Origin of the sequence: Mycobacterium sp. 29Ha (assembly GCF_032883055.1) — a bacterium.
Taxonomy (GTDB): domain Bacteria; phylum Actinomycetota; class Actinomycetes; order Mycobacteriales; family Mycobacteriaceae; genus Mycobacterium; species Mycobacterium gallinarum.
Genome location: NZ_JAMQTI010000013.1, coordinates 1 through 26,058 on the forward strand (window position 1 = coordinate 1; position 26,058 = coordinate 26,058).

22 protein-coding genes and 1 pseudogene are annotated in these 26,058 nt (G+C 64.9%); 11 read left to right on the plus strand and 12 right to left on the minus strand.

The features are described from left to right. The first annotated feature begins 73 nt into the window (after positions 1-73). The gene (locus tag M1248_RS17655; protein ID WP_317149218.1) at positions 74-1,525 is read left to right on the plus strand and encodes an HNH endonuclease signature motif containing protein; all 1,452 of its coding nucleotides are present in this window, start codon (positions 74-76) and stop codon (positions 1,523-1,525) included. On the opposite strand, the gene M1248_RS17660 is transcribed toward M1248_RS17655, so the two are convergent. Beyond that, positions 1,522-2,370: an SDR family oxidoreductase gene (locus M1248_RS17660; protein WP_317149219.1), complete on the minus strand. Its 849-nt coding sequence runs from the start codon at positions 2,368-2,370 to the stop codon at positions 1,522-1,524. The two genes, M1248_RS17655 and M1248_RS17660, sit on opposite strands and share 4 nt — an antisense overlap. 109 nt (positions 2,371-2,479) lie before the next feature. Between M1248_RS17660 and M1248_RS17665 the strand changes: the two genes are divergently transcribed. From M1248_RS17665 to M1248_RS17685, 5 genes are read left to right on the plus strand one after another with little or no spacing between them, the layout of a single operon-like run. Further along, positions 2,480-2,977 (plus strand): GNAT family N-acetyltransferase, encoded by a 498-nt coding sequence (locus M1248_RS17665; RefSeq protein ID WP_317149220.1) that lies wholly within the window; start codon positions 2,480-2,482, stop codon positions 2,975-2,977. Next, on the plus strand, positions 2,974-4,056 hold the full coding sequence (locus tag M1248_RS17670) for an LLM class flavin-dependent oxidoreductase (RefSeq protein WP_317149221.1): 1,083 nt from the start codon (positions 2,974-2,976) through the stop codon (positions 4,054-4,056). Before M1248_RS17665 ends, M1248_RS17670 begins: the two co-directional genes overlap by 4 nt. Continuing rightward, a complete protein-coding gene (locus tag M1248_RS17675) occupies positions 4,056-5,165 on the plus strand; it encodes an LLM class flavin-dependent oxidoreductase (protein WP_317149222.1) in 1,110 nt (369 codons plus the stop codon). The genes M1248_RS17670 and M1248_RS17675 overlap by 1 nt, the downstream gene beginning before the upstream one ends. Then, positions 5,162-6,496 (plus strand): NtaA/DmoA family FMN-dependent monooxygenase, encoded by a 1,335-nt coding sequence (locus M1248_RS17680; protein WP_317149223.1) that lies wholly within the window; start codon positions 5,162-5,164, stop codon positions 6,494-6,496. Before M1248_RS17675 ends, M1248_RS17680 begins: the two co-directional genes overlap by 4 nt. A gap of 38 nt (positions 6,497-6,534) precedes the next feature. Then, a complete protein-coding gene (locus M1248_RS17685; protein ID WP_163734198.1) occupies positions 6,535-6,831 on the plus strand; it encodes a hypothetical protein in 297 nt (98 codons plus the stop codon). Here M1248_RS17685 and M1248_RS17690 read toward each other — a convergent pair. Beyond that, entirely contained in the window at positions 6,813-7,559 is a 747-nt protein-coding gene (locus M1248_RS17690; protein WP_317149224.1) for an MBL fold metallo-hydrolase, read from the minus strand. The genes M1248_RS17685 and M1248_RS17690 overlap by 19 nt on opposite strands. A gap of 34 nt (positions 7,560-7,593) precedes the next feature. Here M1248_RS17690 and fgd point away from each other — a divergent pair, with 34 nt between their 5' ends. Continuing rightward, a complete protein-coding gene (gene fgd, locus M1248_RS17695) occupies positions 7,594-8,604 on the plus strand; it encodes a glucose-6-phosphate dehydrogenase (coenzyme-F420) (RefSeq protein WP_163689257.1) in 1,011 nt (336 codons plus the stop codon). Between the two features lie 23 nt (positions 8,605-8,627). Continuing rightward, positions 8,628-9,602 (plus strand): endonuclease/exonuclease/phosphatase family protein, encoded by a 975-nt coding sequence (locus tag M1248_RS17700; RefSeq protein ID WP_317149225.1) that lies wholly within the window; start codon positions 8,628-8,630, stop codon positions 9,600-9,602. On the opposite strand, the gene M1248_RS17705 is transcribed toward M1248_RS17700, so the two are convergent. From M1248_RS17705 to M1248_RS17725, 5 genes and pseudogenes are all read right to left on the minus strand, one after another. Next, entirely contained in the window at positions 9,599-10,750 is a 1,152-nt protein-coding gene (locus M1248_RS17705; protein WP_317149226.1) for a hypothetical protein, read from the minus strand. The two genes, M1248_RS17700 and M1248_RS17705, sit on opposite strands and share 4 nt — an antisense overlap. Positions 10,751-10,836: 86 nt before the next feature. Further along, positions 10,837-11,313: a hypothetical protein gene (locus M1248_RS17710; RefSeq protein ID WP_317149227.1), complete on the minus strand. Its 477-nt coding sequence runs from the start codon at positions 11,311-11,313 to the stop codon at positions 10,837-10,839. Positions 11,314-11,320: 7 nt separating this feature from the next. After that, on the minus strand, positions 11,321-13,129 hold the full coding sequence (locus M1248_RS17715; RefSeq protein ID WP_317149228.1) for a hypothetical protein: 1,809 nt from the start codon (positions 13,127-13,129) through the stop codon (positions 11,321-11,323). Between the two features lie 125 nt (positions 13,130-13,254). Continuing rightward, positions 13,255-14,600: pseudogene (locus tag M1248_RS17720) on the minus strand (glycosyltransferase family 2 protein). A gap of 70 nt (positions 14,601-14,670) precedes the next feature. Continuing rightward, positions 14,671-16,137: a hypothetical protein gene (locus M1248_RS17725; RefSeq protein ID WP_317149230.1), complete on the minus strand. Its 1,467-nt coding sequence runs from the start codon at positions 16,135-16,137 to the stop codon at positions 14,671-14,673. Between the two features lie 317 nt (positions 16,138-16,454). On the opposite strand from M1248_RS17725, the gene pta reads away from it, so the two are divergent. Beyond that, the gene (pta, locus tag M1248_RS17730; protein WP_317149231.1) at positions 16,455-18,527 is read left to right on the plus strand and encodes a phosphate acetyltransferase; all 2,073 of its coding nucleotides are present in this window, start codon (positions 16,455-16,457) and stop codon (positions 18,525-18,527) included. Beyond that, a complete protein-coding gene (locus M1248_RS17735) occupies positions 18,524-19,657 on the plus strand; it encodes an acetate kinase (protein ID WP_317149232.1) in 1,134 nt (377 codons plus the stop codon). The genes pta and M1248_RS17735 overlap by 4 nt, the downstream gene beginning before the upstream one ends. On the opposite strand, the gene M1248_RS17740 is transcribed toward M1248_RS17735, so the two are convergent. The 4 genes from M1248_RS17740 to glnX form a co-directional block, all read right to left on the minus strand. Then, positions 19,641-20,042, minus strand: a complete 402-nt coding sequence (locus tag M1248_RS17740) for an STAS domain-containing protein (RefSeq protein WP_163689264.1) — start codon at positions 20,040-20,042, stop codon at positions 19,641-19,643. The two genes, M1248_RS17735 and M1248_RS17740, sit on opposite strands and share 17 nt — an antisense overlap. Before the next feature lie 208 nt (positions 20,043-20,250). Beyond that, on the minus strand, positions 20,251-22,515 hold the full coding sequence (locus tag M1248_RS17745) for a serine/threonine-protein kinase PknG (RefSeq protein ID WP_410506682.1): 2,265 nt from the start codon (positions 22,513-22,515) through the stop codon (positions 20,251-20,253). Further along, complete coding sequence (locus M1248_RS17750; protein ID WP_410506688.1) at positions 22,515-23,477, minus strand: glutamate ABC transporter substrate-binding protein; 963 nt, start codon at positions 23,475-23,477, stop codon at positions 22,515-22,517. The genes M1248_RS17745 and M1248_RS17750 overlap by 1 nt, the downstream gene beginning before the upstream one ends. Further along, complete coding sequence (gene glnX / locus M1248_RS17755; protein ID WP_163734235.1) at positions 23,477-24,796, minus strand: protein kinase G-activating protein GlnX; 1,320 nt, start codon at positions 24,794-24,796, stop codon at positions 23,477-23,479. Before glnX ends, M1248_RS17750 begins: the two co-directional genes overlap by 1 nt. Before the next feature lie 99 nt (positions 24,797-24,895). Between glnX and M1248_RS17760 the strand changes: the two genes are divergently transcribed. After that, positions 24,896-25,402, plus strand: coding sequence for an NUDIX hydrolase (locus tag M1248_RS17760; protein ID WP_163734239.1), 507 nt, complete (start codon positions 24,896-24,898; stop codon positions 25,400-25,402). Here M1248_RS17760 and thiE read toward each other — a convergent pair. Then, positions 25,386-26,057: a thiamine phosphate synthase gene (gene thiE / locus M1248_RS17765; protein WP_163734242.1), complete on the minus strand. Its 672-nt coding sequence runs from the start codon at positions 26,055-26,057 to the stop codon at positions 25,386-25,388. The genes M1248_RS17760 and thiE overlap by 17 nt on opposite strands. Position 26,058 lies beyond the last annotated feature (1 nt).

A 26,058-nucleotide genomic window follows, 5' to 3' on the forward strand; every position in this document is an offset into this window, starting at 1 on the left:
GGCAACGAATCACCGTTTCGCGCGCATTTCTGATGAGTCAACGCGGTCGGTGGGCGTACGTAGTATCGAATGTATGTTCGAGTCAGAGTTGGCGGCGGTTGACGACGCCAGCGTCGTCGCGGCGATTGCGGATCTGACTCGGGCTGAGGCCGTGACGGCGGCGCGGCGGTTGGCGGCGATCGCGGAGTTGAAGCGTCGTCGTGTTCTTGATGATGATGAGCGGGCGCGGTGGGCGTGTGATTGGTGGGACTGCGCGGCGGCCGAAGTCGCGGCAGCGATGAACATCAGTGCGCGCAAGGCCTCAGGTCAGATGCGTATCGCGGTGGCACTAAGCGATCACCTGCCCGCCGTCGCCGCGATGTTCGCTCGAGGCGAGCTCAGTGCGCGGGTGGTGGGAGCGATCACCTGGCGGACGCAGTTCATCACCGACGACGCGATATGGGCGGTCATCGATCAAGCCATCGCGGAGCGGGCTGGCAGGTGGGGTCCGCTGGCCGAGGACAAGTTGATCTCGGCGGTGGATGCGTTGGTGTTGGAGTTCGATGAGTCGGCGTTGATGGTGGCCAAGACCATCGCTCGGAGCCGGGATTTCGTGGTCGGTGATCTGGAGGATGAGGCCGGTACGACGTCGGTGTGGGGCCGGTTGACGGCGGTGGATGCGGCGGTGCTGAAGAAGAAGATCGCCGCGATGGCGGCCACGGTGTGTCCCAACGATCCCCGTTCGGCCGGTGAGCGTCGCGCCGATGCGATCGGGGCGTGGAGCCACGGTAATGATCATCTGCCGTGTGCGTGCGAGTCTCCGACTTGTGAGGCCCGGGCGAGCCAGCCGGCGCCGAAGTCGTCGGTGGTGGTGACCGTCTACACCGATCAGGCCACGGTGGACGGGCTGAAAGGTAATGCGCCATCGATACCCGCGCCCACGACCCCCGCCCCGGCCACCCCTAAATCCTCTGGCACCGCGCTGTTGTCGGGGACCGAGGTGCTGCCGACTCCGCTGTTGGCGGAGTTGCTGCGCAACGGCGCCAAACTGCAGCCGCTGTGCACACCTGATGCTGAACCCGAGTCGGGGTATCGGCCGTCGGCGATGCTGGCGCGGTTTGTGCGGGCGCGGGATCTGACGTGCCGGTTCCCCGGCTGCACCACGGCGGCGGAGTTCTGCGATATCGATCATGTGATCCCCTACCCGCTGGGGGCCACGCATGCGTCGAATCTGGCGTGTCTGTGCCGAAAACATCACTTGCTCAAGACCTTTTGGACCGGGGATTGGGAGCTGACACTGCGACCCGATGGTGGCGCGGTGTGGACCTCGCCGACCGGACACACCTACACGACTCATCCGGGATCACAGGTTTACTTCCCCGACTGGGACACCACCACCGGAGACCTGCCACCCCCACTGAAGCCGCAGACGTTCAGCACCGACCGGGGGTTGATGATGCCCCAACGTAAACGCACCCGAGCCGAGGACCGCGCCGCACGCATCAAAGCCGAACGCGAACACAACAACTCGCCCCCACCGTTCTAGTTGGCGGAGGTCGCCTCCATCTCACGTTGGCGCTTGAGTACCACTCTCAACAGGCGCAACGACACCGCAGGCGCGAGTCGGTCCAAGTACCACAAGGTCTTCCACCAGGCGGGCACGATGATGATCGCGTCATTTCGCAGCACGGCCTTCAGGACACGCTTGGCGAACTCGTCGGCGTCCATGGGCCGCAACCGTTCCCACGCCTCGAGGAACTCATCGGCGGAGACGCCCGGCTGGCCGATCCGTCCGTACTCGCCGCCAGTGAGGATCGGCGTGCGGATCACGCCTGGGCACAACGCGGACACCCGAACTCCGTGACGCTCGGCCTCGATCCGCATCGATCTCGAGATCGCCACGACGGCATGTTTGGACGCGCTGTAGCTCGTCTGGCCCACCGTGGCCGTCAGCCCGGCCATCGACGCCGTGTTCACGATGTGACCGAAACCCTGCCTGATCATGACCGGGTAGACCGCCTGGATTCCGTGCACCACGCCGTGCAGGTTCACGTCAAAGACGTCGTTCCAATCCGCGAGCGAGTATGAGTCGACTTCGCCGGAGACCCCGATGCCCGCATTGTTGAACAGATAGTCGATCCGTCCCGACTCCTGCACCGCGGCGGCCACCGCACGCTCGAACGCAGCGGCATCGCGCACATCGAGCTCAATCGCGTGCACCTTGCCTCCGTCATGACTCAGGCCCTGCGCCAACTCCTGGGCCCGAACGATCTGGCGGTCGGCCATCCAGACCTGAGCGCCTCCGCGCACCAGCTCGGCGGTGAGCGCGGCGCCGATGCCCGACGCGCCGCCCGTTACGAACGCGACCTTTCCTGACACGCTCGATGGCATTGCGAAAGGATAGGTGTTTCCCGCGGCGACATGCGCTCAGTTCCGATCATCGTGAGCGAATCCCCTGGTCCGGAATGCATACGCCGGGCAGACGTTAGACAGTTAAGTGATGGGTATGCCGGCAGTCGACGAGCTCCGCTTCGTGGCGGTGAGCCAGCACGACACGCTGGCCGCACCGCTGCTGGCCGAGCTCGCCGTCGAATACGCCGGCCGATACGGCGGCACCGAGCAGCGGGTCATGAAGTGGTTGCTCGAGGAGTACCCGGCCGAAGACTTCACGCCGCCGGACGGCGCGTTGCTGGTCGGGCTGCTTGACGGCATCCCCGTGACCGGCGGCGGTTTCAGGCGATTCGACGACACCAGGGCTGAACTCAAGCGCATGTGGACCGACAGCGAGCACCGGCAGCGGGGCTATGCGAAGGCGATGCTCGCAGAACTCGAGCGTGAGATCGCCGCCCGGGGCTACCGCAGCGTTTACCTCACGACCGGCGACCGTCAGCCCGAGGCCGAAGCGCTCTACCTGTCATCCGGATATACCCGGCTCGCCGGGCCCCTGCCCGCCGCGAGCGAGGGCTATCCGATCGCCTTCGAGAAGAGGTTGCGATGACCGGGCACCTACACCTCGGCGTCGCGCTCGACGGCTACGGCTGGCACCCGGAGGCCTGGCGCCACACACCCGACGGCGAGCCTGTGACCAGCGGGCGCTACTGGTCCAACTTGGCCGCCACCGCCGAACGCGGACTGTTGGATTTCGTGACCTTCGACGACGCGCTCACCCCGCAGCGCCGCCGCCGCGCCGAAATCGAACCCCGATGGCTCGCCGGCCGGCCCGATGCCGTCCTCATCGCGTCCAGGGTGGCCCCGACGACGCGTCACATCGGACTCATACCGGTTGCCACCGTCACCCACACCGAACCGTTTCACGTGTCCAAAGCGATTGCCACACTTGACTTTGTCTCCCGCGGACGGGCGGGCTGGCAGGTGAGGGTCAGCGGTACCCCGCATGAATCGGAGCTGTTCGGCCGCCGTGACATCAACGCCGTCGACCTGTTCGACGAAGCTTCCGACGCCGTCGAGGTCGCGCGCCGACTCTGGGACAGCTGGGAGGACGACGCTGTCATCCGCGACGCCACCACCGGGCGCTTCATCGACCGCGACAAGCTGCACTACATCGACTTCGTCGGTAAGTACTTCTCGGTCAAGGGCCCGTCGATCACCCCCCGCCCGCCGCAGGGCCAGCCCGTGGTCGCCGCCCTGGCGCATGCACGACCCGCCTACGAATTCGCCTCGCGCAGTGCAGATCTGGTCTTCATCACGCCCGAGGACGAGGGCTCGCTGCGCTCCATCCTCGGCGAGGTCGCGCAGGTTGGCGGCAACCGTCTCAAGGTGTACGCCGATGTGCTCGTCTCCTTCTCTGGCATCACCGACGATCGTTCGGATGCGCTGGTCTTCGACGGCACCCCGACCGCATTGGTCGACCTGATCATGGACTGGCAGCAGATGGGCATCGACGGAATCCGGCTGCGTCCTTCTGTCAACGTCACGGACCTGCCGGCGATCGTCAACGAGGTCGTGCCGATTCTGCAGCGGGCCAACCGGTTTCGCACGGCATACGACGAAGGTGAGACGCTGCGGCATCGACTTGGCCTACCAGCCGCGGACAACCGCTATACCGAGGCAAGCTGATGACTGTCCCGCTATCGATTCTCGATCTTTCGCCGATCAGCGAAGGTGCCGACGCTGCGACGGCATTGCGCAACACCGTCGACCTCGCCCAGCACGCCGAGCAGTGGGGCTACAAACGGTACTGGGTCGCCGAACACCACTTCGTCGCGGTCGCATCCGCCCAACCCGCGGTTCTCATCGGCCAGATCGCGGCTGCCACCAGCACCATTCGGGTCGGCGCCGCCGCGGTGCAACTCGGCCAGACGACCGCGATCGCCGTTGTCGAGACCTTCGGCACTCTTGACGCATTTCACCCCGGCCGTATCGACCTCGGAATCGGCCGGTCCGGGCAGCGCCGCAGGGAGGCGATCAACGACGCCACCCCGAAACCCGAGCCGTCCACGGAATGGCGCGACGTCGACGGTGTCGTTGTACCCCCGCCGTTCGACATCAGTGCGCTGATGCGCGATCCGCGGTTGCGCGCGAAGATGTCGGTGCTGCAACAGCCCGAGGCCGTCGCACCGGACTTCGCCGACCAGGTCGGCGACATTCTCGCCATGATCGACGGCAGTTATTCGATCGGCACAGTCGACGCACACGCCACGCCGGGGGAGGGAAGGGCGTTGATGCCGTGGGTCTTCGGCAGCAGCAAGGGGCAGAGCGCACAGGTCGCAGGCGCACGCGGGCTTCCGTTCGTCGCGAGCTATCACATCACCCCCGCGACGGCGCTGGACGCGGTCGACGCATACCGCGCGGCCTTCCGGCCGTCGGCGGCACTGGCCGAACCGTATGTGGTCGTGTCGGCAGACGTGGTGGTCGCCGACGACACCGAAACGGCGCGGCATCTGGCGTCGAGTTACGGCCACTGGGTGTACTCGATCCGCGCGGGCGGCGGGGCCGTCCCATACCCGGATCCCCGCACCGTCGAACCGCTGACCGATGATCAGCTGGCGATTGTGAAGGACCGCACCGCAACACAATTCGTCGGTGACGCCGAGGAGGTGGCCGACAGGCTCGAGTCCCTGCGGCGGGTCACCGGGGCGAACGAGCTCGTCGTCACCTCAGTCACGCACGACCATGACGATCGGCTGCGCAGCCACGAACTGCTTGCGAAGAGGTGGGGTCTGTGAGCCGACGAGAGGGCAAGGACCGCAAGCAGATTCATCTTGCCGCCCACTTTCCTGGCGTCAACAACACCACGGTGTGGTCGAGTCCCGAATCGGGCAGTCAGATCGATTTCGACTCGTTCGTCCATCTCGCCCAGACCGCCGAACGGGGCCTGTTCGACTTCTTCTTCCTCGCCGAGGGATTGCGGTTGCGGGAACACCGCGGCCGCATCCACGACCTCGACGTCGTCGGCCGGCCGGACACGTTCACCGTGCTCGCCGCCCTTGCCGCGGTCACCGACCGTCTCGGTCTGACCGGAACCATCAACACCACCTTCAACGAACCCTTCGAAGTGGCACGGCAATTCGCCACCCTTGACCATCTGTCCGACGGCAGGGCCGGCTGGAACGTGGTCACCTCGTCGGATGCCTTCACCGGTGAGAACTTTCGCCGCGGCGGCTTTCTCGACCACTCCGACCGTTACAAGCGCGCCGAGGAGTTCGTCACCGTGGCCCGGGAGTTCTGGGACAGCTGGTCAGCCGACGCCGTCATCGCCGACCGCGAGAACGGAATCTACGCCGTCCCGGGCCGGATTCGTGTCGTCGAGCATCGGGGACCGCAGTTCGACGTCCGCGGCGTCGCCACCCTGCCGCGCACACCACAAGGCCACCCCGTCCTGCTGCAGGCCGGTGACTCCGCCGACGGCCGGGCGTTCCTGGCCAAATACGCCGATGCGGCGTTCACCATGCACTCGTCGCTGGAAGCGGGCCAGACCTACTATGCCGACGTAAAGGCCCGCGCCGCGTCGTACGGCCGAGATCCAGAGGGGCTCAAGGTGTTTCCGGCAGCCACCTTCGTGCTCGGCGACACTGCTGAAGAGGCGGTGGACAGGGCCCGTCATATCCGGCACCAACAGGTGAGTCCGCAGACCGCGATCGCGATGCTCGAACAGGTCTGGCAGCGCGACCTGTCCGGCTACGATCCCGACGGCCCGCTGCCCGACGTCGAACCGGCCGACGATCCCACCGTCACCCAGGGGCGGGTACGGCACGGCGATCCGAAGGCACTGGCGGCGGCCTGGCGTCAGCGTGCCGAGGCGGGCAACCTGTCCATCCGCGAACTCGTCATCGCCGTAACCAGCCGCGAGCAGTTCGTCGGCACCCCCGCACAGGTCGCCGAACAGATCGACCTGCATGTGCAATCCGACGCCTGCGACGGATTCATCCTCGTGCCCCACCTCACGCCGCGCGGGCTCGACGAGTTCGTCGACCTGGTCGTACCGCTTCTTCAGGAGCGCGGCACGTTCCGCACCGGATATTCCGGGCACACTCTGCGGGATCATCTCGGCCTATAGGCTGACTCGGAGGTGCCGCGGCGACACCGGGGGTGAAGATGGCCTTTACACAGCCGGCGGTGGGGTTTCTGCTCCTCGCCGCGGCCGTGCTGACGGCGATTCTCGGCCTGGCTTCGCGTGTCTACATCGGCCGCAGACGCAGGACCAAGCCGGTACAGGCCATGGTCCGAACCTTCCGCAAGACCGGTATCGCCCGGCTGCTGTTCGGCCGCTTCGACAGTGACGTGCTCGACGACGACGAACTCGACAGCATGATCCTGATGCCCACCGTCGTGGTGGCCTGCGGCCTCTGCCTCACCGCGCTGTTCCTGCTCGGCTACAACACCTTGGCTTGAGTCTGGGCCTGAGCCACTGCGTCCCGGATCGAACCCCGCCACACCGGACCGTGACCGGGCAACAGCACCTCGGTGTCCAGCAGGCCCAGTGCGGACAGGCTGCGCAGGCAGCCGTCCTCGTCATGGTTGAAAAGCTTCGGCAGTAGCTGCGGCCCGGTCCGCGGTGCCAGCGGGTGGCTGGTGACCAGCGCGTCGCCCGAAACCAGCACGCCGTCGACCAGGTACGAGCAGTGTCCGCCGGTGTGCCCCGGTGTCGGAATCACCACCGGCGCGCCGGGTAGGCCCGCGGCGATGTCTTCGGTCAGCGCCTGCGTGCTCGGAATGCCGTCGTGGGTCAACGCACCCTTGCGGGTGATCGCCACGGACCACTTGACGTAGCGCGGCTGCCATATGTGTTTCGCGATGTCGACCGGTGAGGCCTGTTCCAGGTACTCCCGTCGGGAGTGGGCGACCTCGGCTGCGTGGCAATAGACCGGCGTGCCATGGGTTTTGGCAAACCAGATCGCCGAACCGAAGTGGTCGATGTGCGCGTGCGTCAACAGGATTGCACGCAGGTCGTCGACGCCGAAGCCGAGCCGGCGCATCGAGTCCAGCACGTCGTCGCGGTTACCCGGGAATCCCGTGTCGATCAGGATCACACCGGCGTCGTCGGTGACGAGGGTCCAGTTGACGAGGTCGGTGTAAGCGAAGTGGACACGGTCCGTGACGGCGTCCAGGGCTGCTGCCATGTCGCGAGTTTAGGCAGGAGGGTAGAAATAAAAGGTGCCTGAACTGAAACTCGGATATAAGGCGTCGGCGGAGCAGTTCGCCCCGCGAGAACTCGTCGAGCTCGGCGTCGCCGCCGAAGCGCACGGGATGGACAGCGCCACCGTCAGCGACCACTTCCAGCCGTGGCGCCACGAGGGTGGTCACGCGCCGTTCTCACTGGCCTGGATGACCGCGGTGGGTGAACGCACCGAGCGGCTATTTCTCGGTACGTCGGTGATGACGCCGACGTTCAGATACAACCCCGCCGTCATCGCCCAGGCCTTCGCCACCATGGGCTGCCTGTACCCGGACCGCATCTTCCTCGGTGTGGGCACCGGTGAGGCGCTCAACGAGATCGCGACGGGTTACGAGGGCGAGTGGCCCGAATTCAAGGAGCGCTACGCCCGTCTGCGCGAGTCCATCCGGCTGATGCGCGAGCTGTGGCTCGGCGACCGCGTCGACTTCGAGGGTGAGTACTACAAGACCAAGGGCGCCTCGATCTACGACGTCCCTGAGGGTGGCATCCCGATCTACATCGCCGCGGGCGGACCGCAGGTGGCCAAGTATGCGGGCCGCGCGGGCGACGGCTTCATCTGCACGTCCGGCAAGGGCGAGGAGCTGTACAAGGACAAGCTGATACCTGCAGTTAAGGAGGGGGCGGAGGCCGCCGACCGCGACCCCGACAGCATCGACCGGATGATCGAGATCAAGATCTCCTACGATCCGGATCCGAAGCTGGCGCTGGAGAACACCCGCTTTTGGGCGCCGCTGTCACTGACGGCCGAGCAGAAGCACAGCATCAACGACCCCATGGAGATGGAGAAGGCCGCCGACGAGCTGCCGATCGAGCAGGTCGCCAAGCGCTGGATCGTCGCGTCGGATCCCGACGAAGCGGTCGAAATGGTCGGTCAGTACGTCAAGTGGGGTCTGAACCACCTGGTGTTCCACGACCCCCGCCACGATCAGCGCCGTTTCCTCGAGCTCTTCCAGAAAGATCTGGAGCCGCGGCTGCGCCGACTCGGCTGAGCCGAAATCGCAACGAGCACAGCATGATTCGAGTGTTCGCGACGGTACTCGGCGTGCTCGCGTTCGTGGCCGGCGCGGTCGGATTGGTGTCGCGGTACCTGCCGATAACCAACGAGGCCATCCTCGTCGTCGCCGCGGCATCGCCGTATCTGACAATCGCGGCCCTCATCGCTCTGATCCTGTTCGCGCTGGCGCGGCGTTGGGTGCTGACCGTCGCCGCGGCCCTGTTGTGTGTGGTGATGATCGGTGTCCAGCTACCACGGTTCATCGGCTCCGAGAGCGCGGATGTGCCGAGCGTCGCGGTGCGGGTGGTCACCGCCAATCTTGGCTTTGGAGAGGCGGATTCGGGTACCGTCGCGGACCTGGCGCGCTCATCGGCCGATGTGCTGGTCATTCAGGAGCTGACGCCCCAGGCTGCGGCCGCGCTGGCGGGGTTGGACGAGACGTTTCCGCACCGCATGCTCAATCCCGAAGATAAAGCATTTGGAATCGGGATCTGGAGCAGGTACCCGCTCGTCGACACCGGTCACGTCGAGGGCTACCAGATGCCGATGCTGAGGGCCCGCATCCAGCTTCCGGGCGTACGGTTCCCGCCGACGCTGCTGGCCGTACACCTCGCCGCACCGTGGGTGCAGCCGCTGCAGATCTTCGGTGACGACATGGCCAAGTTCCCCGCGACCCTGCGCGACCTCGCGCGCGACGCGGGATCGGGTGCGGTGATCGTCGCCGGCGATCTCAACTCCACCATCGACATGCAACCGTTCCGCAAGTTCCTCGACGAGGGTTATCGCGATGCGGGTGAGCAGGTGGGCGCGGGACTGACCCGTACCTATCCGAGCAAGCCGTGGCGTAAGCCGATGATCGGCATCGATCATGTGCTCGTCTACAACTGCGTCGCGTCTTCCGCGCGCACGGTGCCCTTGCCCGGGTCCGACCACCGCGGCCTGGCCACCACGATCGAGATTCCGGTCGACCCGACCGCCAGTTACCCGATTTAGGGGCGGGGTGAGTTCTTTAACAGGTCCTCGTCCACCTCTGGTTTTACAACTCGGTACAGACGCCATTGCTCCTGCCCGAAGGCACCCTGGGCGGAGTGGACAAGCACACCGATTCCTGCGCCGTCATCCCACATCGTCGGGTAGCGAGTAAGGACGGTATCGGGCGCAGCGTTGTACTCAGGGTTGGTGACGAGCAGGTACCGGACTCCAAAGTCCCACGGACGGTTCAAGGCTGCGGCGTAGTCGAAGTCGGTGTCGATAATGAACTGCTTGGGATCGTTGGATGCCAGCCAAACTCCCCAGTTCATGAAGGTGTCCATCAACACCGACCCGTCGGGGAGATTCTGTCGATCTAGATACGCCGCGAGAATGCGGTCGTCCACGCCAACTCGCCGGTACCACTGTTCGTGGGGCGGATATGTATCGGGATCGAGGAGCGAGTTGAGGCCGAACTGCAGGTGGTGATTGCCGATGTCCTTGTCGAGCATCGAAATCGCCGACACCGGGACGCAAACGAGGAGCGAGAGGCTGAGAACTGCCGCGCCAAACCTGCTCGGGATGGTGTTCATTCGCCAGCGACTTATCGGCATCTCAGTCGGGGTCCACCAAATCAACGCGAGGACAATCACCATCGGAATTGCCGGCATGTAATAGCGGAACCACCCGAAGGTCGTGTCGGTGTAGGCGCCCCACAGGGAGAAAGCCAAGATCGATCCGAACGTGACGATCGGTATCAAGCCGTCGATTCTCCTCGTCGACACGATGACCACCACGGCGATGGCTACCGCGAACCCGGTGAAGGGCTGCATAGCCAGTGTTCTGATCGCCAGCAGCATCCATTCGTGCGGCACGTCGAGCATGCCGGAGTCGCGGGCCAGCGACGTCGAAACCTGGCTGGTGTTGCCGTATTGGGAGGTTAGGGTTGCGAACAGCTCACCGGTCAGGATCCATCCTGTGGCGGCCCACGCTAGGAAAGCCACGCCTAGAGGAAAGATTACGATCAGCACATTGAGCACCACTGACGACATGGGTGACTGCGACCGGTAACGGATCAGGGTAACGGCAGCAACAAGCACAGCTGCGCCGACGGCAGCGACTATGACCTCATAGCGGGCGAGATAACCTAACCCCAAGGCGATTCCGGCCAAGGCGAGGTCCCCGACGGCCAGCGAATCGACCCACTTGAGTAGGTGACGGATGCACCACAGGACGAAGAAGATCTCAGCGGCCTCACTCAACCCGGAGCCACCGTATGTGACGACCTTGGGTGGAGAGCGAATGCCGCTACTGCGATGTGGCGCCATACCCGACCGACGCCACGATCCAACGCGATCCGGCGGACCAGCAGCGCTGAGCCCGCCATGAACGCTGCGCTTTGTATTGCGCCAGCCAGACCATATGTCTTCAGTTCCGGCCACCATTGGTGCAGTGGCAGCAGCGGGATTTCGATCAGGCTCGGCAACGGATTCCAGACGAACCCGATCGCGGATAGGTGAGGATCCCTACTCATCAAGGCGAAGCCGGCGTGCGCGACCCGACTTGGACCGTCTCCGTCGAAAAGGTTATAGCGAGTGATCAGAATCGCGTTGATTACGACGTACCCCGCTACCAGAGCGAAGAACAATGCAACCGGTGGCCACGAGATTCGTCGCTTCGGTGGCGGTACTTCCTCCGGAGACGCCTGGACGTCCTCGGCGACATCGACGCTCATCGCCGACTCATGGATTGGCGCGTCGCTTTCTGAGGACGCCAATCGAGATCGCGGCCAGCACGGCGATGGCGCCCGCTGCGATGGTTGCCCAGACCCACCATCTCCAACCATCGGCAAGATCCGGTTGCGGCGTCATTGCATCGCCGGCGCGCACCGCCATGTTCGCGGTGTCGCCGGCTGGGCCAGTGGCGACGGTGTCGCCAATCAACGACGCCCACCGATTCTCTAGTCCTCGGATGTAGTCAAGACTTTGGTCCACGAGGCCCCAGTCGCCCGTGCTGTTCAGAGCGAGCACCATCCGTCCGTTGTGTGAGAACGCCTGCACCACGCCAAGTGGACCATGAATGTCTATGTCTGTGACCGGGGCACCGTTGACATCGACGACGGTCTCGCCAGTGGTAAGCATCGGAGGCTGCATACCCGCGCGCGCAAGCTCCTCACCACTCGCCACGACCACCAACCCGGAGCCACGTCCTGCGGCTTCATCGAGGGTCGCGAGACGGGGCCGCAGTGCGACCACCGAGTGCTGCCCCATCAGGTTGATTGCCTGCGCGGCATAGCGAATGTGCTCCGGTTGGTCGATCGCGACATCAAACTCCGGCGCAAATGCCATTGGTAGAACCGGAAATCCACCGCGATTGTGACTGCCGGGGGTGACGGTGACGGTCGACCGAGGGTCGACAGCGAACGTGATTCTGTCCGTGAGCGGCGCACAATCTCTTTCGGGATTGTACCGAATCTCCAGTGAGAGTCCGACATTCGAGGCAATGGTTTCGGGAGGAAGATCAAAGTACAAGTCGACGAGACCTGACTCGTCGAGTTTGTGAGTTGCGAGGACGGTGCTTCCCGAGCGAATCAAGATAGATGCATTCCCAGATGTCACGGGGGTGTAGTTGGAGATCAAATGCACCTGTGCGTGGTCGATTGAGCCAACGGCGAATTCTGAAGCATCGAAGCCGATATAGAGCGTTTCAACCCCCAATATCTCTGACTCGGCGGTCATATCGAGTTCGCCGAAACTGCGGGTATATGCCGCGGTTGGGACGGAGTTCTTCATCGAGTTGACTGAGGCAGTGGTTGTTTGGGCGAGTTCGTACCGGCGGTCGGCGAAGAGATCCACCTGGCGGAGGAGTTCCTCACCCTTTCCGGTGATCGCCAGAACCGCTCCTTGCGTTCCCGGATTCTCGACGGCAATCCCGGGGTTGTCGCTTTCGCGGATCTCAATCGATCGCCGCGTCGGTCCGCCGCTCCGCCAAACCGGTGACGAGGAAGTGTCGACATCGATTCGAACAGGGATGGGCCGACTCAGTTGGGTGAGCTTGGCTACGAGCGCGAGTGCCGCCTGCTGCTGGTCACGACTCGGGTTGGGGCCCACACCGATCGTGATCTGGTCAAGATAACGAGGAAGGAAACCCGCGACTGTTGGGTCGGGGGTGGGACCAGAGAATGTGGTCATGAGCTGACTCAAGCTGAGCGAAGGAAGCTCAGTGCAGCTGGTTGAAGGCGGATTTTGGTCTCGCAGAATGAAACTCAGTGGTGCTCGTCCTTCATTCACCATCGCGCCTGAGATGTCCACAGTGAACGGCACAGCCGAGACTCCCATGGGTACGACGATGCTGCCGAGCACGATACCGCGGGCGTCCAGGACGTCGACATGGCCATCGATCACGTTGACCACCGATCCGATCTGTCCGGTCAACATCGACGGACCGATGCCTTCGGGTACGGGGATCGAGGTATCGAAGGCCTGGTTGGAGCCGATTATCTCCAGCTTATCGGGAAGTCCCAACTGCCTCAGACCGATCGCCGGTGTCACGTTGGGTTCGGCGGCAGCGGTTTCGTAGGGCTGCGCAGATGCGACGGGACTCGTAGGCAGCATGGCCTGAGCCGCGACGCCGATGACGGCAAGTGGCACGATGAGCGCCCGCGCGATGGCGCGCATTAGTTTCCTCCATTGGTAGGGGTCGGGGCTGTGGGGTGGGTGAGTCCGTGCACCGTCTTTTCCCAGAAGAACGGCCGGAATACCAACTGGTACAGTGCCTTTAATGCGGCAACTGACTGCAGGAGCCAGTACAGCGGCGCCAACAGCGCCGCCCACCATAGGTAGGGTTTGCCGAGCGCTTGGGTGGCGACCAGTCCCACGAAGATCGACAACGGCGCGCCGACGATGAACAGCACCAAGCAGATGTAGTAGGTCAACGGAGGGAATACTTCCGCCACGAATGCGGGTCTACCGAGTACCCATATCAACATCGTGAACCAGAAGATCAAGTTGATGGCGGCGGTCACCGGCACGCCGCCGGTCATGTTGATCAGGCGCAACGTCGACTTGATGCCGATCGTATTGCGCAGCTTGACCGGGCTACGAAGGTGGACCAGCATCGTCTGCAGGTAGCCCTTGTACCAGCGCGACCGTTGCCGAATCCAGTTGACCACGTCAGAGTTGGCTTCCTCCAACGTTATCGAGTCGAGAATGAGTGTCCGGTAGCCGTGTCGCGCCAGACGCACGCCCAGATCGGCGTCTTCGGTGACGTTGTACTCGTCCCAGCCGCCGACCTCACGCCACACTCTGGTTCTCATATGGTTGGACGTGCCGCCCAGCGGAACGACGCCTCGCAACTCGTCGACCGCGGGCAATACAATGCCGAACCACTGGTCGTATTCCAGCGAGAACCACCGGGTGAGCAGATTCTGCCGCTCGTTGAAGTACGCGAGACGCGCTTGTAGACAACCGATTTCAGGTGGGACACGACGGAATGCGACGACTGCGCGGCGGAGCTGGAGCGGATCTGGAATGTCCTCGGCGTCATAGATGGTCACCATCTCACCCTTGAGATCGGGCAGCGACATGCCGTAGTTGCAAGCTTTTGGCTTCGTGCGGGGCATACTGTGGGGAACCAGAACGATCCGCACGGACCGCAGGTCGGCGTCGAAGAGCGCTCTCTGCGTGGCGATGTCGTCTTCCTCCACAAGTAACAGGATCTCGAGCTTGTCGCTCGGGTAATCGAGCCTGCCGACACCATTGATGAGGTTGGACACGATGGAGGTTCGTCGTAGACGGGCAACAGCACTGTGTAGACGGGGAGCTCATCGGGGGTCAGACTCAGGGCCTCGTCATCACTCACGCGTATCAGCGCGGACGACTTCAAACCCTTGAGCACCAGAAAGTTTCGGTCGATAGTCGACCACAGATACAGCATTGCTATCACCAGGGTGATCAGTGGTGGCACGTGGTGCGGCAGCGCAAGAACGGTGCCCGCAAAGAGCAGCACCGCGCACGCCAGCATGATCAGTGAAGCGCGGCCAAGGATTGTGCGCGCCGATAGGTGCGCAGGCAGCACAACTGCTTCGCGGGTTTCAGTCACCGGTCGGCGCCCCCAGGGTCGACTTTGAAGCGTTCATCAGCCGCTTGACCAATGCGTCCGCGCGCGCCACGACCAGCGGGTCGACGTGTCCGGCCGCATTTGGCTGCTGGCGGGCCAGCCACAGCGCCGGCTTGATCGAAGTATCGAGAAACGACAGTGCCGCGGGATTCGGTGGCGGTGCCTCGCTCTTGGGTGCCTGGTTGACGATCACGGTGACACGTTGGTAATTGTCGCCGGACTTCCACATCCAGGTGACGGCGTACCAGTCGGTGTCCGCTGCGTCGGTGGTGGCGTCGGCATTGCTGTGGATGACCCTGGCTCCGGCGGGCATCGATTCGCGTTTGACCGACTGGTATTCGATCGGCCGACTGCTTGGGTACCAGATCGAATCGTCGAAGTCGGTGAGCGCGGGCAATCGCTCAGTGGTGATGACGTCGATGGCTGCCGTGGGCATTCCGTCTTCGGCGGGCACGCGATAGCGGACGAACGTCGCGTCGGCGCCGATATACCTCGTGATGAATGGAAAGTCAGCGTCTGCAACGAGTCCCGCGCGCTGCCCCCAGTCTGCCGCGACCGCGGCGGCATATTGGCTGCGCGCGTGTGGCGGGTTGATCAGCAGCAGCGTCACCGCGACCAGGATCAACATCAGCATGGACAGCGGCGAGCGGTGCGGCATGTCTGACCACGCGCTGCTCGCAGTGCTCACCAAGTGTGCGTCACGCAGCAGCATGACCACGGTGACGACGACGGGCACGATGCCCGCGACCAAGAGCACGGTGGCGGCGAGACTCAGGTGATCGCCCACCAACACAGTCAGCGCGCTCCCGCTCGCCACGCACACCAGGGTGGCGGACAGGCGCCGCCCCCAAGACGCGCAGCGTCCGGCGAGAAACACCGCCGTCGCGCCGAGAACGGCGGTCAGCAGCGCGACCACGGTGTCCGAACCCCCGAACGCGGCGGCCGTCAGTAGAAAGGGCAGTGGGCTGATGCAACACACCGCGAACAACCACAGCTGCCACATCCGCACGACATACCGGACCCCGAACATGACCGCAACCAGGCACGCAATCCAGAGCAGCACGCCCCACAGGTCCAATTGCCATTGCACGGCCAACGTCGGCATGCGATTGCTCAACAGGTAGATGCCGGTGAAGCCGCCGATGCCCGCGACGCCGGCGACGATCCAGTCGGACTCGGTATCGCTGACGCCGCGAGGCGCCTGTCGGTAGCCCGAGGCGATGACGCCGATCAGGATCGGCAGGACGAGCAAGACGACGACGCGGGATCCGGCCAGCGCATCGCCGAGGATGTCGGCGATCGCGAACGCGTAGGCGGCAAAGGACAGTATCGCGAAAACCGCAAGACGGGGCCAATATCGCCGAGCGACCGCAATCGAACCCGGCGACGGCGCCCCGGCTAGCGAGAGCGGGCGCACTGGAGTGACGAGCGACGTTTCCAAGATTCACCTCTATGACGCCCGGGAAGGGGACGTTCAGTTATGAGATTTGCTAGGGCAAGCACAGGACTGATGACGCGTTTGCGCCATTTGGCACGGTATCAGCAAATTCCGTAACTGGGTGTGACATATGAACAAAATCACACAGCCGTCAATATCTGGCAAAGGCTCACAGCGGGTACTCCACGCAGTGCGTGCTGTATCACCGGCCCCCCGGGGCCGTCTCCGCAATCGTACGCGATCTTGATGACGGGCACGTCAATAGCGGTTCGGCCCGCACGCCGCACACTCGGCCTCGCCCGTGCCCTAGGCTTGTCCACGTGCCCGCTGAGCCAACTTCGGGGATCTACATCGCTTCACCGGAAGGCGACACGGGCAAGTCGACAATCGCCCTTGGCATCCTTCATCGGCTCGCCACCAACGTCGCGAAGGTTGGCGTCTTCCGCCCCATCACCCGCCTCGGCGAGGAGCGCGACTACATCCTCGAGCTGTTGCTGTCGCAGGCGACCGCGGGACTGCCCTATGAGGATTGCGTGGGCGTCAGCTATCAACAGCTGCACGAGGACCCCGACGCAGCGATCGGCGACATCGTCGACCGCTATCACCGGGTGGCCGACCAGTGCGACGCCGTGCTGATCGTCGGCAGTGACTACACCGACGTCGCCGCCCCCAGCGAGTTGTCCACGAATGCCCGCATCGCGGCAAACCTCGGCGCGCCCGTCGTCCTCGCAGTGAAGGCAAAAGACCGCAGTCCCGAACAGGTCGCCCAGATCGTCGACGTGTGCCTGGCCGAGATCAGCGCCCAGCACGCACACACCGCTGCGGTGGTGGCCAACCGCTGCGACCCCGATGGGATGGGCGCCCTGGCCGCAGCGCTCGAACCTTTCGGTCCCAAGTGCTACGTGCTGCCCGAGGAGCCGCTGCTGGTGGCGCCGTCGGTCGCCGAGTTGCAGGCCGCCGTCGAGGGGACGGTGATCGGAGGCGATCCCGCACTGCTTTCACGCGAGGCGATGGACGTGCTGGTGGCGGGTATGACCGCCGAACACGTGCTGGAGCGGCTTAACGAAGGCGTTGCCGTCATCACGGCGGGCGACCGGTCCGATGTCGTGCTCGCCGTCGTGAGTGCGCACGCCGCCGAGGGCTTTCCGTCGCTGTCCTGCCTGATCCTCAACGGTGGCCTCGAACTGCACCCGTCGATCGCCTCGCTGGTGTCAGGGCTGGGTCTGCGCTTGCCGATCCTCGCGACCCGGTTCGGCACGTTCGAGACGGCCAGCCGGGTGGCGTCGGCGCGCGGCAGGGTCACCGCCACTTCGGTGCGCAAGATCGACACCGCACTCGCGCTGATGGACGCGCACGTCGACGTCGCCGACCTGCTCGCACAGTTGACGATCGAGATGCCCTCGGTCGTCACCCCGCAGATGTTCACCTACCAGCTGCTGGACTGGGCGCGGTCGGATCGCAAACACATTGTGCTGCCCGAGGGTGACGACGATCGCATCCTCACCGCGGCGGGCCGGCTGCTGAAGCGCGGCGTCGCTGACCTGACGATCCTCGGAGAGGAAGCCCAGATCCGCGCGCGGGCGGCTGAACTGGGTCTCGACCTTTCGGCGGCAGCGGTGCTCGACCCGAAGACCAGCGAACTGTGCGACAAATTCGCCGAACAGTACGCCGAGCTGCGCAAGCACAAGGGCGTGACCGTCGAGCATGCCCGCGAGATCATTCACGACGTCTCGTATTTCGGCACCATGCTCGTGCACAACGACATGGTCGACGGCATGGTGTCGGGCGCTCGCCACACCACCGCCCACACTGTGCGCCCCTCGTTCGAGATCATCAAGACGCTGCCCGACGTGTCGACGGTGTCGAGCATCTTCCTGATGTGCCTCGCCGACCGAGTGCTCGCCTATGGCGACTGCGCGATCGTGCCCGATCCGACATCGGAACAACTCGCCGATATAGCCATATCGTCGGCCCGTACCGCCGCGAGGTTCGGTATCGAACCGCGAGTGGCGATGCTGTCGTATTCGACCGGTACCAGTGGCACCGGGGTTGACGTCGACAAGGTCAGGGCCGCAACGGAACTCGTACGCCAGCGGGAGCCGGAGTTGCTGGTCGACGGGCCCATTCAGTACGACGCGGCGGTCGAACCTTCGGTGGCGAAGACGAAGATGCCCGACTCTAACGTCGCCGGGCACGCCACCGTGCTGATCTTCCCCGACCTCAACACCGGCAACAACACCTACAAGGCGGTCCAGCGAAGCGCCGGCGCCATCGCGATCGGCCCCGTGCTACAGGGCCTGAAGAAACCAGTCAACGATCTGTCGAGGGGTGCACTGGTGGCGGACATCGTCAACACCGTCGCGATCACGGCCATTCAGGCGAAAACGCTGTGAGTCGCGTCCTGGTCGTGAACTCGGGCTCGTCATCGCTGAAATACGCAGTAGTGGAGTCAGATTCGGGCGAAATGATCGCCGACGGCATAGTCGAGAGAATCGGGGACGACGACGGCGTCCCCGACCACGCCGCAGCGTTACAGGTGGTGTTCGACGAACTGGCGGACGATCTGGCCGGACTGGTGGCCGTTGGTCATCGGGTGGTGCACGGGGGTCCGGACCTCTATCAGCCCACGCTGGTCGACGACGCCTTGATCACCAAGCTGGAAGAGCTGTCTCCGCTTGCGCCGCTGCACAATCCGCCCGCGCTGCTGGGTATCGAAGTGGCTCGCAAAGCGCTGCCCGATTTTCCGCATGTCGCCGTGTTCGACACCGCCTTCTTTCACGACCTGCCGCCCGCCGCGGCCACCTACGCCATCGACCGCGACATCGCGGCGCAGTGGAAGATCCGACGGTATGGATTCCACGGCACGTCGCACCAGTTCGTGAGCGAGCAGGCCGCCGAATTCCTCGGTGTACCAATGGACTCGCTGCGCCAGATCGTGTTGCACCTCGGCAACGGCGCGTCGGCGTCGGCGATAGTCGGCGGTCGTCCCGTCGATACCTCCATGGGATTGACACCGATGGAGGGCCTGGTGATGGGCACCCGCTCCGGCGATATCGACCCCGGGATCATCACCTATCTGTCGCGCACCGCCGAGATGAGGGTCGAGGACATCGAGTCGATGCTCAACCGTCGCTCCGGCATGCTGGGCCTCGGAGGTGAGATCGACTTCCGCGTCGTCCACCAGCGCATCGAATCCGGTGATTCGGCAGCACAATTGGCCTACGACGTCTACATCCACCGGTTACGCAAATACATTGGCGCCTACCTGGCGGTGCTCGGTTCGGCCGACGTCATCACCTTCACCGCCGGGGTCGGCGAGAACGACGCCGCTGTCCGTCGCGACGCGCTGAGCGGAATGTCGGCGCTGGGTGTCGAGCTCGACGAGGAACTCAACGCCGAGGCAAGCAAGGTCGCACGCCGGATCTCGGCGGAGAGCTCGAGAACGACCGTGCTCGTGGTTCCCACCGACGAGGAGCTGGCGATCGCCAGGGCCTGCGTCTCCGTGGTTACTGGACAGGGGTGAGCAGCGGCGGTGCCTTCTCCAGCGGCAGCGCACCCTCGGGATCGCAGATCGCGAGAAGGCGACGGACCTGCCTGCCGGCCTGCAGCACCCAGGTGGCTTCGCATCCGCAACAGATCACGTTGATGTTGTGCAGTGCCGCGAAGCCCGCGGTACCGAGGAAATCCACCAGCCGTAGGTCGATGACCACGTGCGTCGAACCCGCGATGTGACGCTGGACGTAGCCGGCGAGTTCACGGCTGTTCGCCGCGTCGATCTCACCCTCGACGGTGACGGTGACCGTCGAAGGCGCATCGCGGTGCGCGCTGAACACCGCGCGGTGGTGCACCTCCCGCCTGCCGATGGATTCGGGATCGGGTCTGAATACGCGAGAAGTACTGATGGTCACTGTGGGCCTCCTCAGTCGAACTGGGATGCCGTCAGGGGATCAGGCCCTACTTCTCAAAGCCGCTGTGACGTCACCGGTTGGCTCTCATCTCAACCTGAGAGAAACGCTACTACGAATTCCGTCGGATAACTATGACAGGTTGATGAGGGAATTGTTGCTCGTTACGCCTGCGACCGCGGTCAGATGCTACGGATTTCGTTGCTGATCGTCAGAACGTCGAGGTGGGCCGCACGCTGTTCGCAAGATCGACCAGCGCATAGCGGTGGCCCTGGGTGGGTGCGACCCGCGCGAGGGCGCGTAGCGAGGCCTCGACACCGAGTTGCAGCCCGTGTTCGGTGAAGGGAAAGCCGAGGATGTGGTTGGTGCTCGCGGTGTTGTCGGCCAGCCAGTCCATCGCGGTGCCGAGGACCAGCGCCCGGATCTGCAGCACGCGCGGCTCGGTGTCCGGCAGGGCTTCGACGCGCCGCGCCGCATCGCGGATGTGTTGCTCGGTGATTTCATTCGTCGACCGTCCGGACAGCAGCGTCACGGCGCTCGTCAGGCGGGCGGTCGTGAAGTGCCGCGACATGACGGGCACCTGGTCCAGCGTCCGCACGGCGGCGTCGCGGTCTCCTGCCGCCGACTGCGAACGCGCCAGCCCGAAGCCCGCCGAGATGACGCCGTTGTCGGTGGACCACACCGTGTCGTAGAACTTGCGCTGCGGCGCCTCGTCGACCTGCGCGCCCGCCAGCTCCGCGGTGGCCGCCAGGGCGATCTTGGGCGCCAGCTCGCCGGGCAGGGTGTCGAGCACCTCCGTGAAATACTTTGTGGCGGAATCGTAGTCGGCCGTCAGCATCGCCGACACAGCCCGGAACCACACCAGCCGCCACCGCCAGCCGACTCGCTCGGCAAGATCCTCCAGCTTCCGTGTGGCCTTGGCGACGTCGCCGAGGTCGAGCAGCGCGCGAACCTCCATCAGCGGTAGTTCGACCGACTCCGACAGATCGATGCCCTCAGAATCGAGCGCACCGTGGCGCGCAGCGCGCAACGAGTCAAGTGTCTGAACGGGTTGCGTGAGCACGCTCGCCGACAACACGGTCGCGCCGACGTCGGCCGGATCGACAAGTGGTACCTGCAGCGCCTTGACGATGTCCTGCGCGGTCAGCCGCTCGGAATGCACCTGCCCATCGAGATAGACGTCGGTGTGGGCCACCAGCAGATCCACCCCGAACGTCGAACGCGAGGCGGAGAACACCGTGGACAGGCCGGGGCGCGGCACACCGGTGTCGCGGGCCACCACCTCGCGCAGGACGCCGAGCAACTGGCTGGTCATCTCCTCGGCGCTGACGAATCGCCGTCGCGGATCCGGATCGATCGCGCGCCGCAACAGCCGGGCGAACGAGTCGTACTCGGTGAGCACCGGATCGTCCTCGGGCAGGCCGTCGACGTAACGGCCCTTGCGGGTGCGCATGTTCAGCGTCAGCGCGGCCAGGGTGCGGCCGACGGTGTAGATGTCGGTGGCGACCGTCGGCCCGGTCCGCACGATCTCCGGCGCCTGATAACCCGGTGTGCCGTACAGATATCCGAACGAGTTGATGGTCGACACGGCACCGAGGTCGATCAGCTTGAGCTGCTCCTCGGTGATCATGATGTTTTCAGGCTTGAGGTCGTTGTAGGTGAGACCGATCGAGTGCAGATAGCCAAGGGCGGGAAGGATTTCCAGCATGTAGCCGATGGCCTGGGCGACCGGCACCTTCTCGCCCTTGGCCTGCTTCAGCGACGTACCGCCGACGTACTCCATCACGATGTAGCCGACCGGATTGCCGTGCTTGTCGTCGTGCTCGACGAAGTTGTAGATCTTCACGATGCCCGGGTGGGTGACCTCGGCGAGGAACTGACGCTCGAGCATGGCGATCTTCTGCGCCTCGGCATCACCCGAATGCACCAGGCCCTTGAGGACGACCGGCCGTTCGTTGACGTTGTGATCGAAGGCCAGGTACACCCAGCCGAGACCGCCGTGGGCGATGCAGCCCTTGATCTCGTACTGGTCGTTGATCATGTCACCCGGACTCAGCTGCGGCAGAAAGGAATACGCGCTTCCGCAGTGGGGGCACCAGCCTTCTGACAGCGCCTCGCCGTCATCCGAGGAACGGCCGACCGGGCGGCCGCAGTTCCAGCAGAACCGCTTTCCCTCGGCGACCACCGGGTTGGTCATCAACGCTTCGAGCGGGTCCTTGGCGCGCACCCGGGGAATCTCTACGAGACCGCCGCCGAGGCGGCGCATCGGAGACAGCGCCCGTGTCGCCGTCGTGTGATCCTGCGGCTCGGTCTCGCCGGTGCCGACGGACATTCCCTCGGAGTCGTCGTCGAAGTGCGGACGGAACACCGCCTGGGTGGCCATCGGCCGCATTGTGGCGGCGCTGTCGAATTCCAGGTCGTCGAGGCCGGCCGGTTGGGTACCCGGATCGGATTCGTCGGACTGTACCGCTGCCATCAGCCCGAATACCTCGCCACCGGTGGTGCCGGGGCAGGCCCCAGCACCGTCAACCACTTGCGGTACAACGTGTTCCACGTGCCGTCGCGGCGGATGCGCTCCAGCGTGCCGTTGACGAATCGCACCAGCCCGGTGTTCTGCAAATTGATGCCGATGCCGTAAGGCTCCTCGTTGAGGCTGGGTCCGACGATGTGCAGATAGGGATCCTGGGCTACCAACCCGGCCAGGATCGAGTCGTCGGTGCTGACCGCGTCGGCCTGCCGCTGTTGCAGCGCCACCAAGCAGTCGGCCCACGCGACGACACCGACGATGATCGGTGGCGGCGTGATCTCCTGGATCCGCTGTAGTGACGTCGTGCCCTTGGCGACGCACACCCGCTTACCCGACAAATCCGACGGCTCCGAGATCGTCGAGTCGCGTGCCGCCAGGATTCGCTGGTTGGCGTTGAAATACACCGTGGAGAAGTTGACTAGCTTCTTGCGTTCGCAGGTGATCGTCATGGTCTTGACGACGACGTCCACCTGATTGTTCTGTAATCCGGCGATTCGGTCGGCCGACGACAGGATGCGGTATTCGACCTGGGAGGGGGTGCCGAAGATGTCGCGGGCGATCTCGCCGGCGATGTCGACATCGAAACCGGTGATCTCACCGGTGATCGGATCGCGGAAGGAGAACAGATTGCTGCCGATGTCGAGCCCGACGATGAGTCGTCCTCGGGTCCGGATGTTCTCGACCGCCGCTTCGGCGTCGGACCGATTGTTGAACGGCCGCAGGCTCGCGGTGCGGTCACACTCGTCGTCGGGTTCGGTTGGAATGCGCACGATCTCGGGCGGCATCTCCTCCATGCCCGCGGGGGTCGGGGGAGGAAGCGTCACGCCGGGTGTCTGAATCACCGACGACGCCTGCGCACACCCCGCCACCACCGCTGCCGCGGCGAGGATGGCGGTGAGCTTTCGCAACATCATCTGTACTCACTCAACCTCGGCCACAAACCCAGTGCCACCGCCAACGCCGCGACGACGGACAGCACCGCTGCTCCGACGGTAGCGCCGGACAGCACGCGGTGGGCGTTGACGATGTCGCCGCGGAGCTGACTACGGCTCTCCTCGATGCCCTTGCCGAGCGCGTCGTCGAGCTTGTTGAACGCCGGAGTGGAGTCGTCTTCGCCGGTGCCGAGCGCCACCTGGGTGGCGGCCTGATAGTTGCCGACCGCGATGTAGGCGTTGATCCGGTCGTCGGCCGCCCGCCATTTCTTGAGCAGTTGTTCCGCGTCGGCCAGGTCGGTCTTGTCTATGACGTCGTCGCGGGCGAGGTAGTCCGACAGCTGCTGCTGCATGACGTCGATGCGCTGGTAGTACGACTGCTTGCGCACGTCCTCGTCGCCGCGGCGAATCAGTGAAAGGGTTTCGTCGGCGCGGGCCTGCTGAGCGGTGATCGCCAGGGTGGTCACGGTCTTGAGCGACTCGGCGGCAGTGTCTTTGGCGCTGCGGCTGTCGGCGGTCGAGATGATCAGCGCTGTTCCGACCCAGACCAGCATGATCAGCACCGCCAGCCCACCCGCGATGAAGCCGATGTTGATGCGTCGCCGGGTCCGGCGGGCCAGCCAGCGGTTGGCGAAAATACCGAACAACAACGTCGCGAGCACGACCAGGATCACCGGACCCGGAATGCGGGTCGAGGCCGTGGTCTCCGCGTCCACCCGCGCCGAGGTCTCCTCGTAGAGACGCTGCGCGTCGGGCAGGATCCGCGTCTGCATCAGCGCCGACGCCTCGGATAGATAGGAAGAGCCGACCGGATTTCCGGCCCGGTTGTTGGTGCGCGCCGTCTCGACCAGTCCGGTGTACACCGACAGTTCGGCGTTCACCCGGCCGAGCAACTGCACCATCGGCTCGTCGGTGAGCCCACTGGAAGCCCTGGTGACCGCGACGGAGGCGTCGGTGATCGCCTGCTCGTAGCGCTGCCGGACGTCGCGCGGCTCGGCGCCGGCGATGAACGCCGTGGCCGCCGCCGCGTCGGCTACCGACAGCGTCGTGTACAGCTGTCCCGCGGCGAACGCCAACGGTTCGGTGTGGTTGAGAACGGTGGTCAGTGCCGCCTGGCGGTCGTTGATCGTCGTCGACGTGGCAAAGGCGCTCGCGATCACCAACGCGGACAGCACGACACCGATGCTCAGAATCCGGCCAGGGGTGGTCCAGAGGAACCACCAGCGTGGGTGCGCTGGTGTTGTGGGCGACCGTGACGCGAGTGGCTCGGTCGACGGGTGCGCCAACTCCACAGTCACGCGCGCGGACCTGCTTTCCGGCTATCGTTTTTCGACGGTTCCACTCTATAAAAAAATCCTAAGAGCTTCATCGAAGACGCGCGTCCGTATTCTTGACGCGTGCGCGGCGATGGCGACGGCTGGGTGGTGTCCAATACCGGCTCGTGGTTCTGGGGTAGGCATGGTGCTGCGGGTCTGTTGCTGCGGGCGCCGCATCACGACGGTTCGGCCGCGGTGCTGCTGCAGCATCGCGCGGCCTGGAGTCATCAGGGTGGAACGTGGGGCCTGCCGGGTGGTGCGCGCGACAGTCACGAAACCGTCGAACAGGCTGCAATCCGGGAGGCGCACGAGGAAGCCGGACTGTCCGAGGATCAGCTCACGGTGCGCACGAAGGTCATCACCAAAGAGGTGTTCGGTGAGGACGACACCTATTGGAGCTACACGACGGTCATCGCCGACGCCCCCGAACAGCTGCCGACCACACCCAATCGGGAGAGTGCCGAACTGCGCTGGGTCGCCGAGGACGACGTCGCGGATCTGCCCCTGCACCCTGGCTTCGCCGCCAGCTGGGCGCGGTTGCGCACCGAGTCGGCATCGATCCCGCTGCTGGTCAACAAGCAGCTCTGAGCGCTTCCTTCAACTGTCGCGCCGCCGCGGACGGATCGTCGGCCGCGGTGATCGCGCGCACCACCACGACCCGGCGTGCCCCGGCGGCAATGACCTCCGGCAGTCGCGCAGCGTCGATCCCGCCGATGGCGAACCACGGTTTCGGCGTCCCGGACCGCGCCGCGGCGTGCACCAGGTCCAGGCCCGGTGCCGGGCGGCCGGGCTTCGTCGGCGTCGGCCAGCACGGCCCGACGCAGAAATAGTCGACGTCCTCTGACGTCGCAGCGGCCACCTGCGCCTCGTCGTGGGTGGATCGGCCGATCAGTGGGCCGTCGCCGATGATGCGGCGGGCGATCGGAAGCGGCAGGTCGTCCTGGCCGAGGTGCAGCACGTCGGCGCCTACGGCCAAGGCGATGTCGGCCCGGTCGTTGACCGCCAGCAACGCGTCGTGCCGCCGGGCGGCGTCGGCGAGGACGGCCAGCGCCTCGAGTTCCCCGCGCGCCTCCAGCGGCCCGTATTGCTGCTCACCCGGCGAACCCTTGTCCCGCAACTGAATGACGTCGACTCCGCCCGCCAGGGCCGCATCGGCAAACTCGGCGAGGTCACCGCGCTCGCGCCGGGCGTCGGTGCACAGATAGAGCAAGGATCCGGCGAGGCGTTCGGAGGCTTTGTGCACA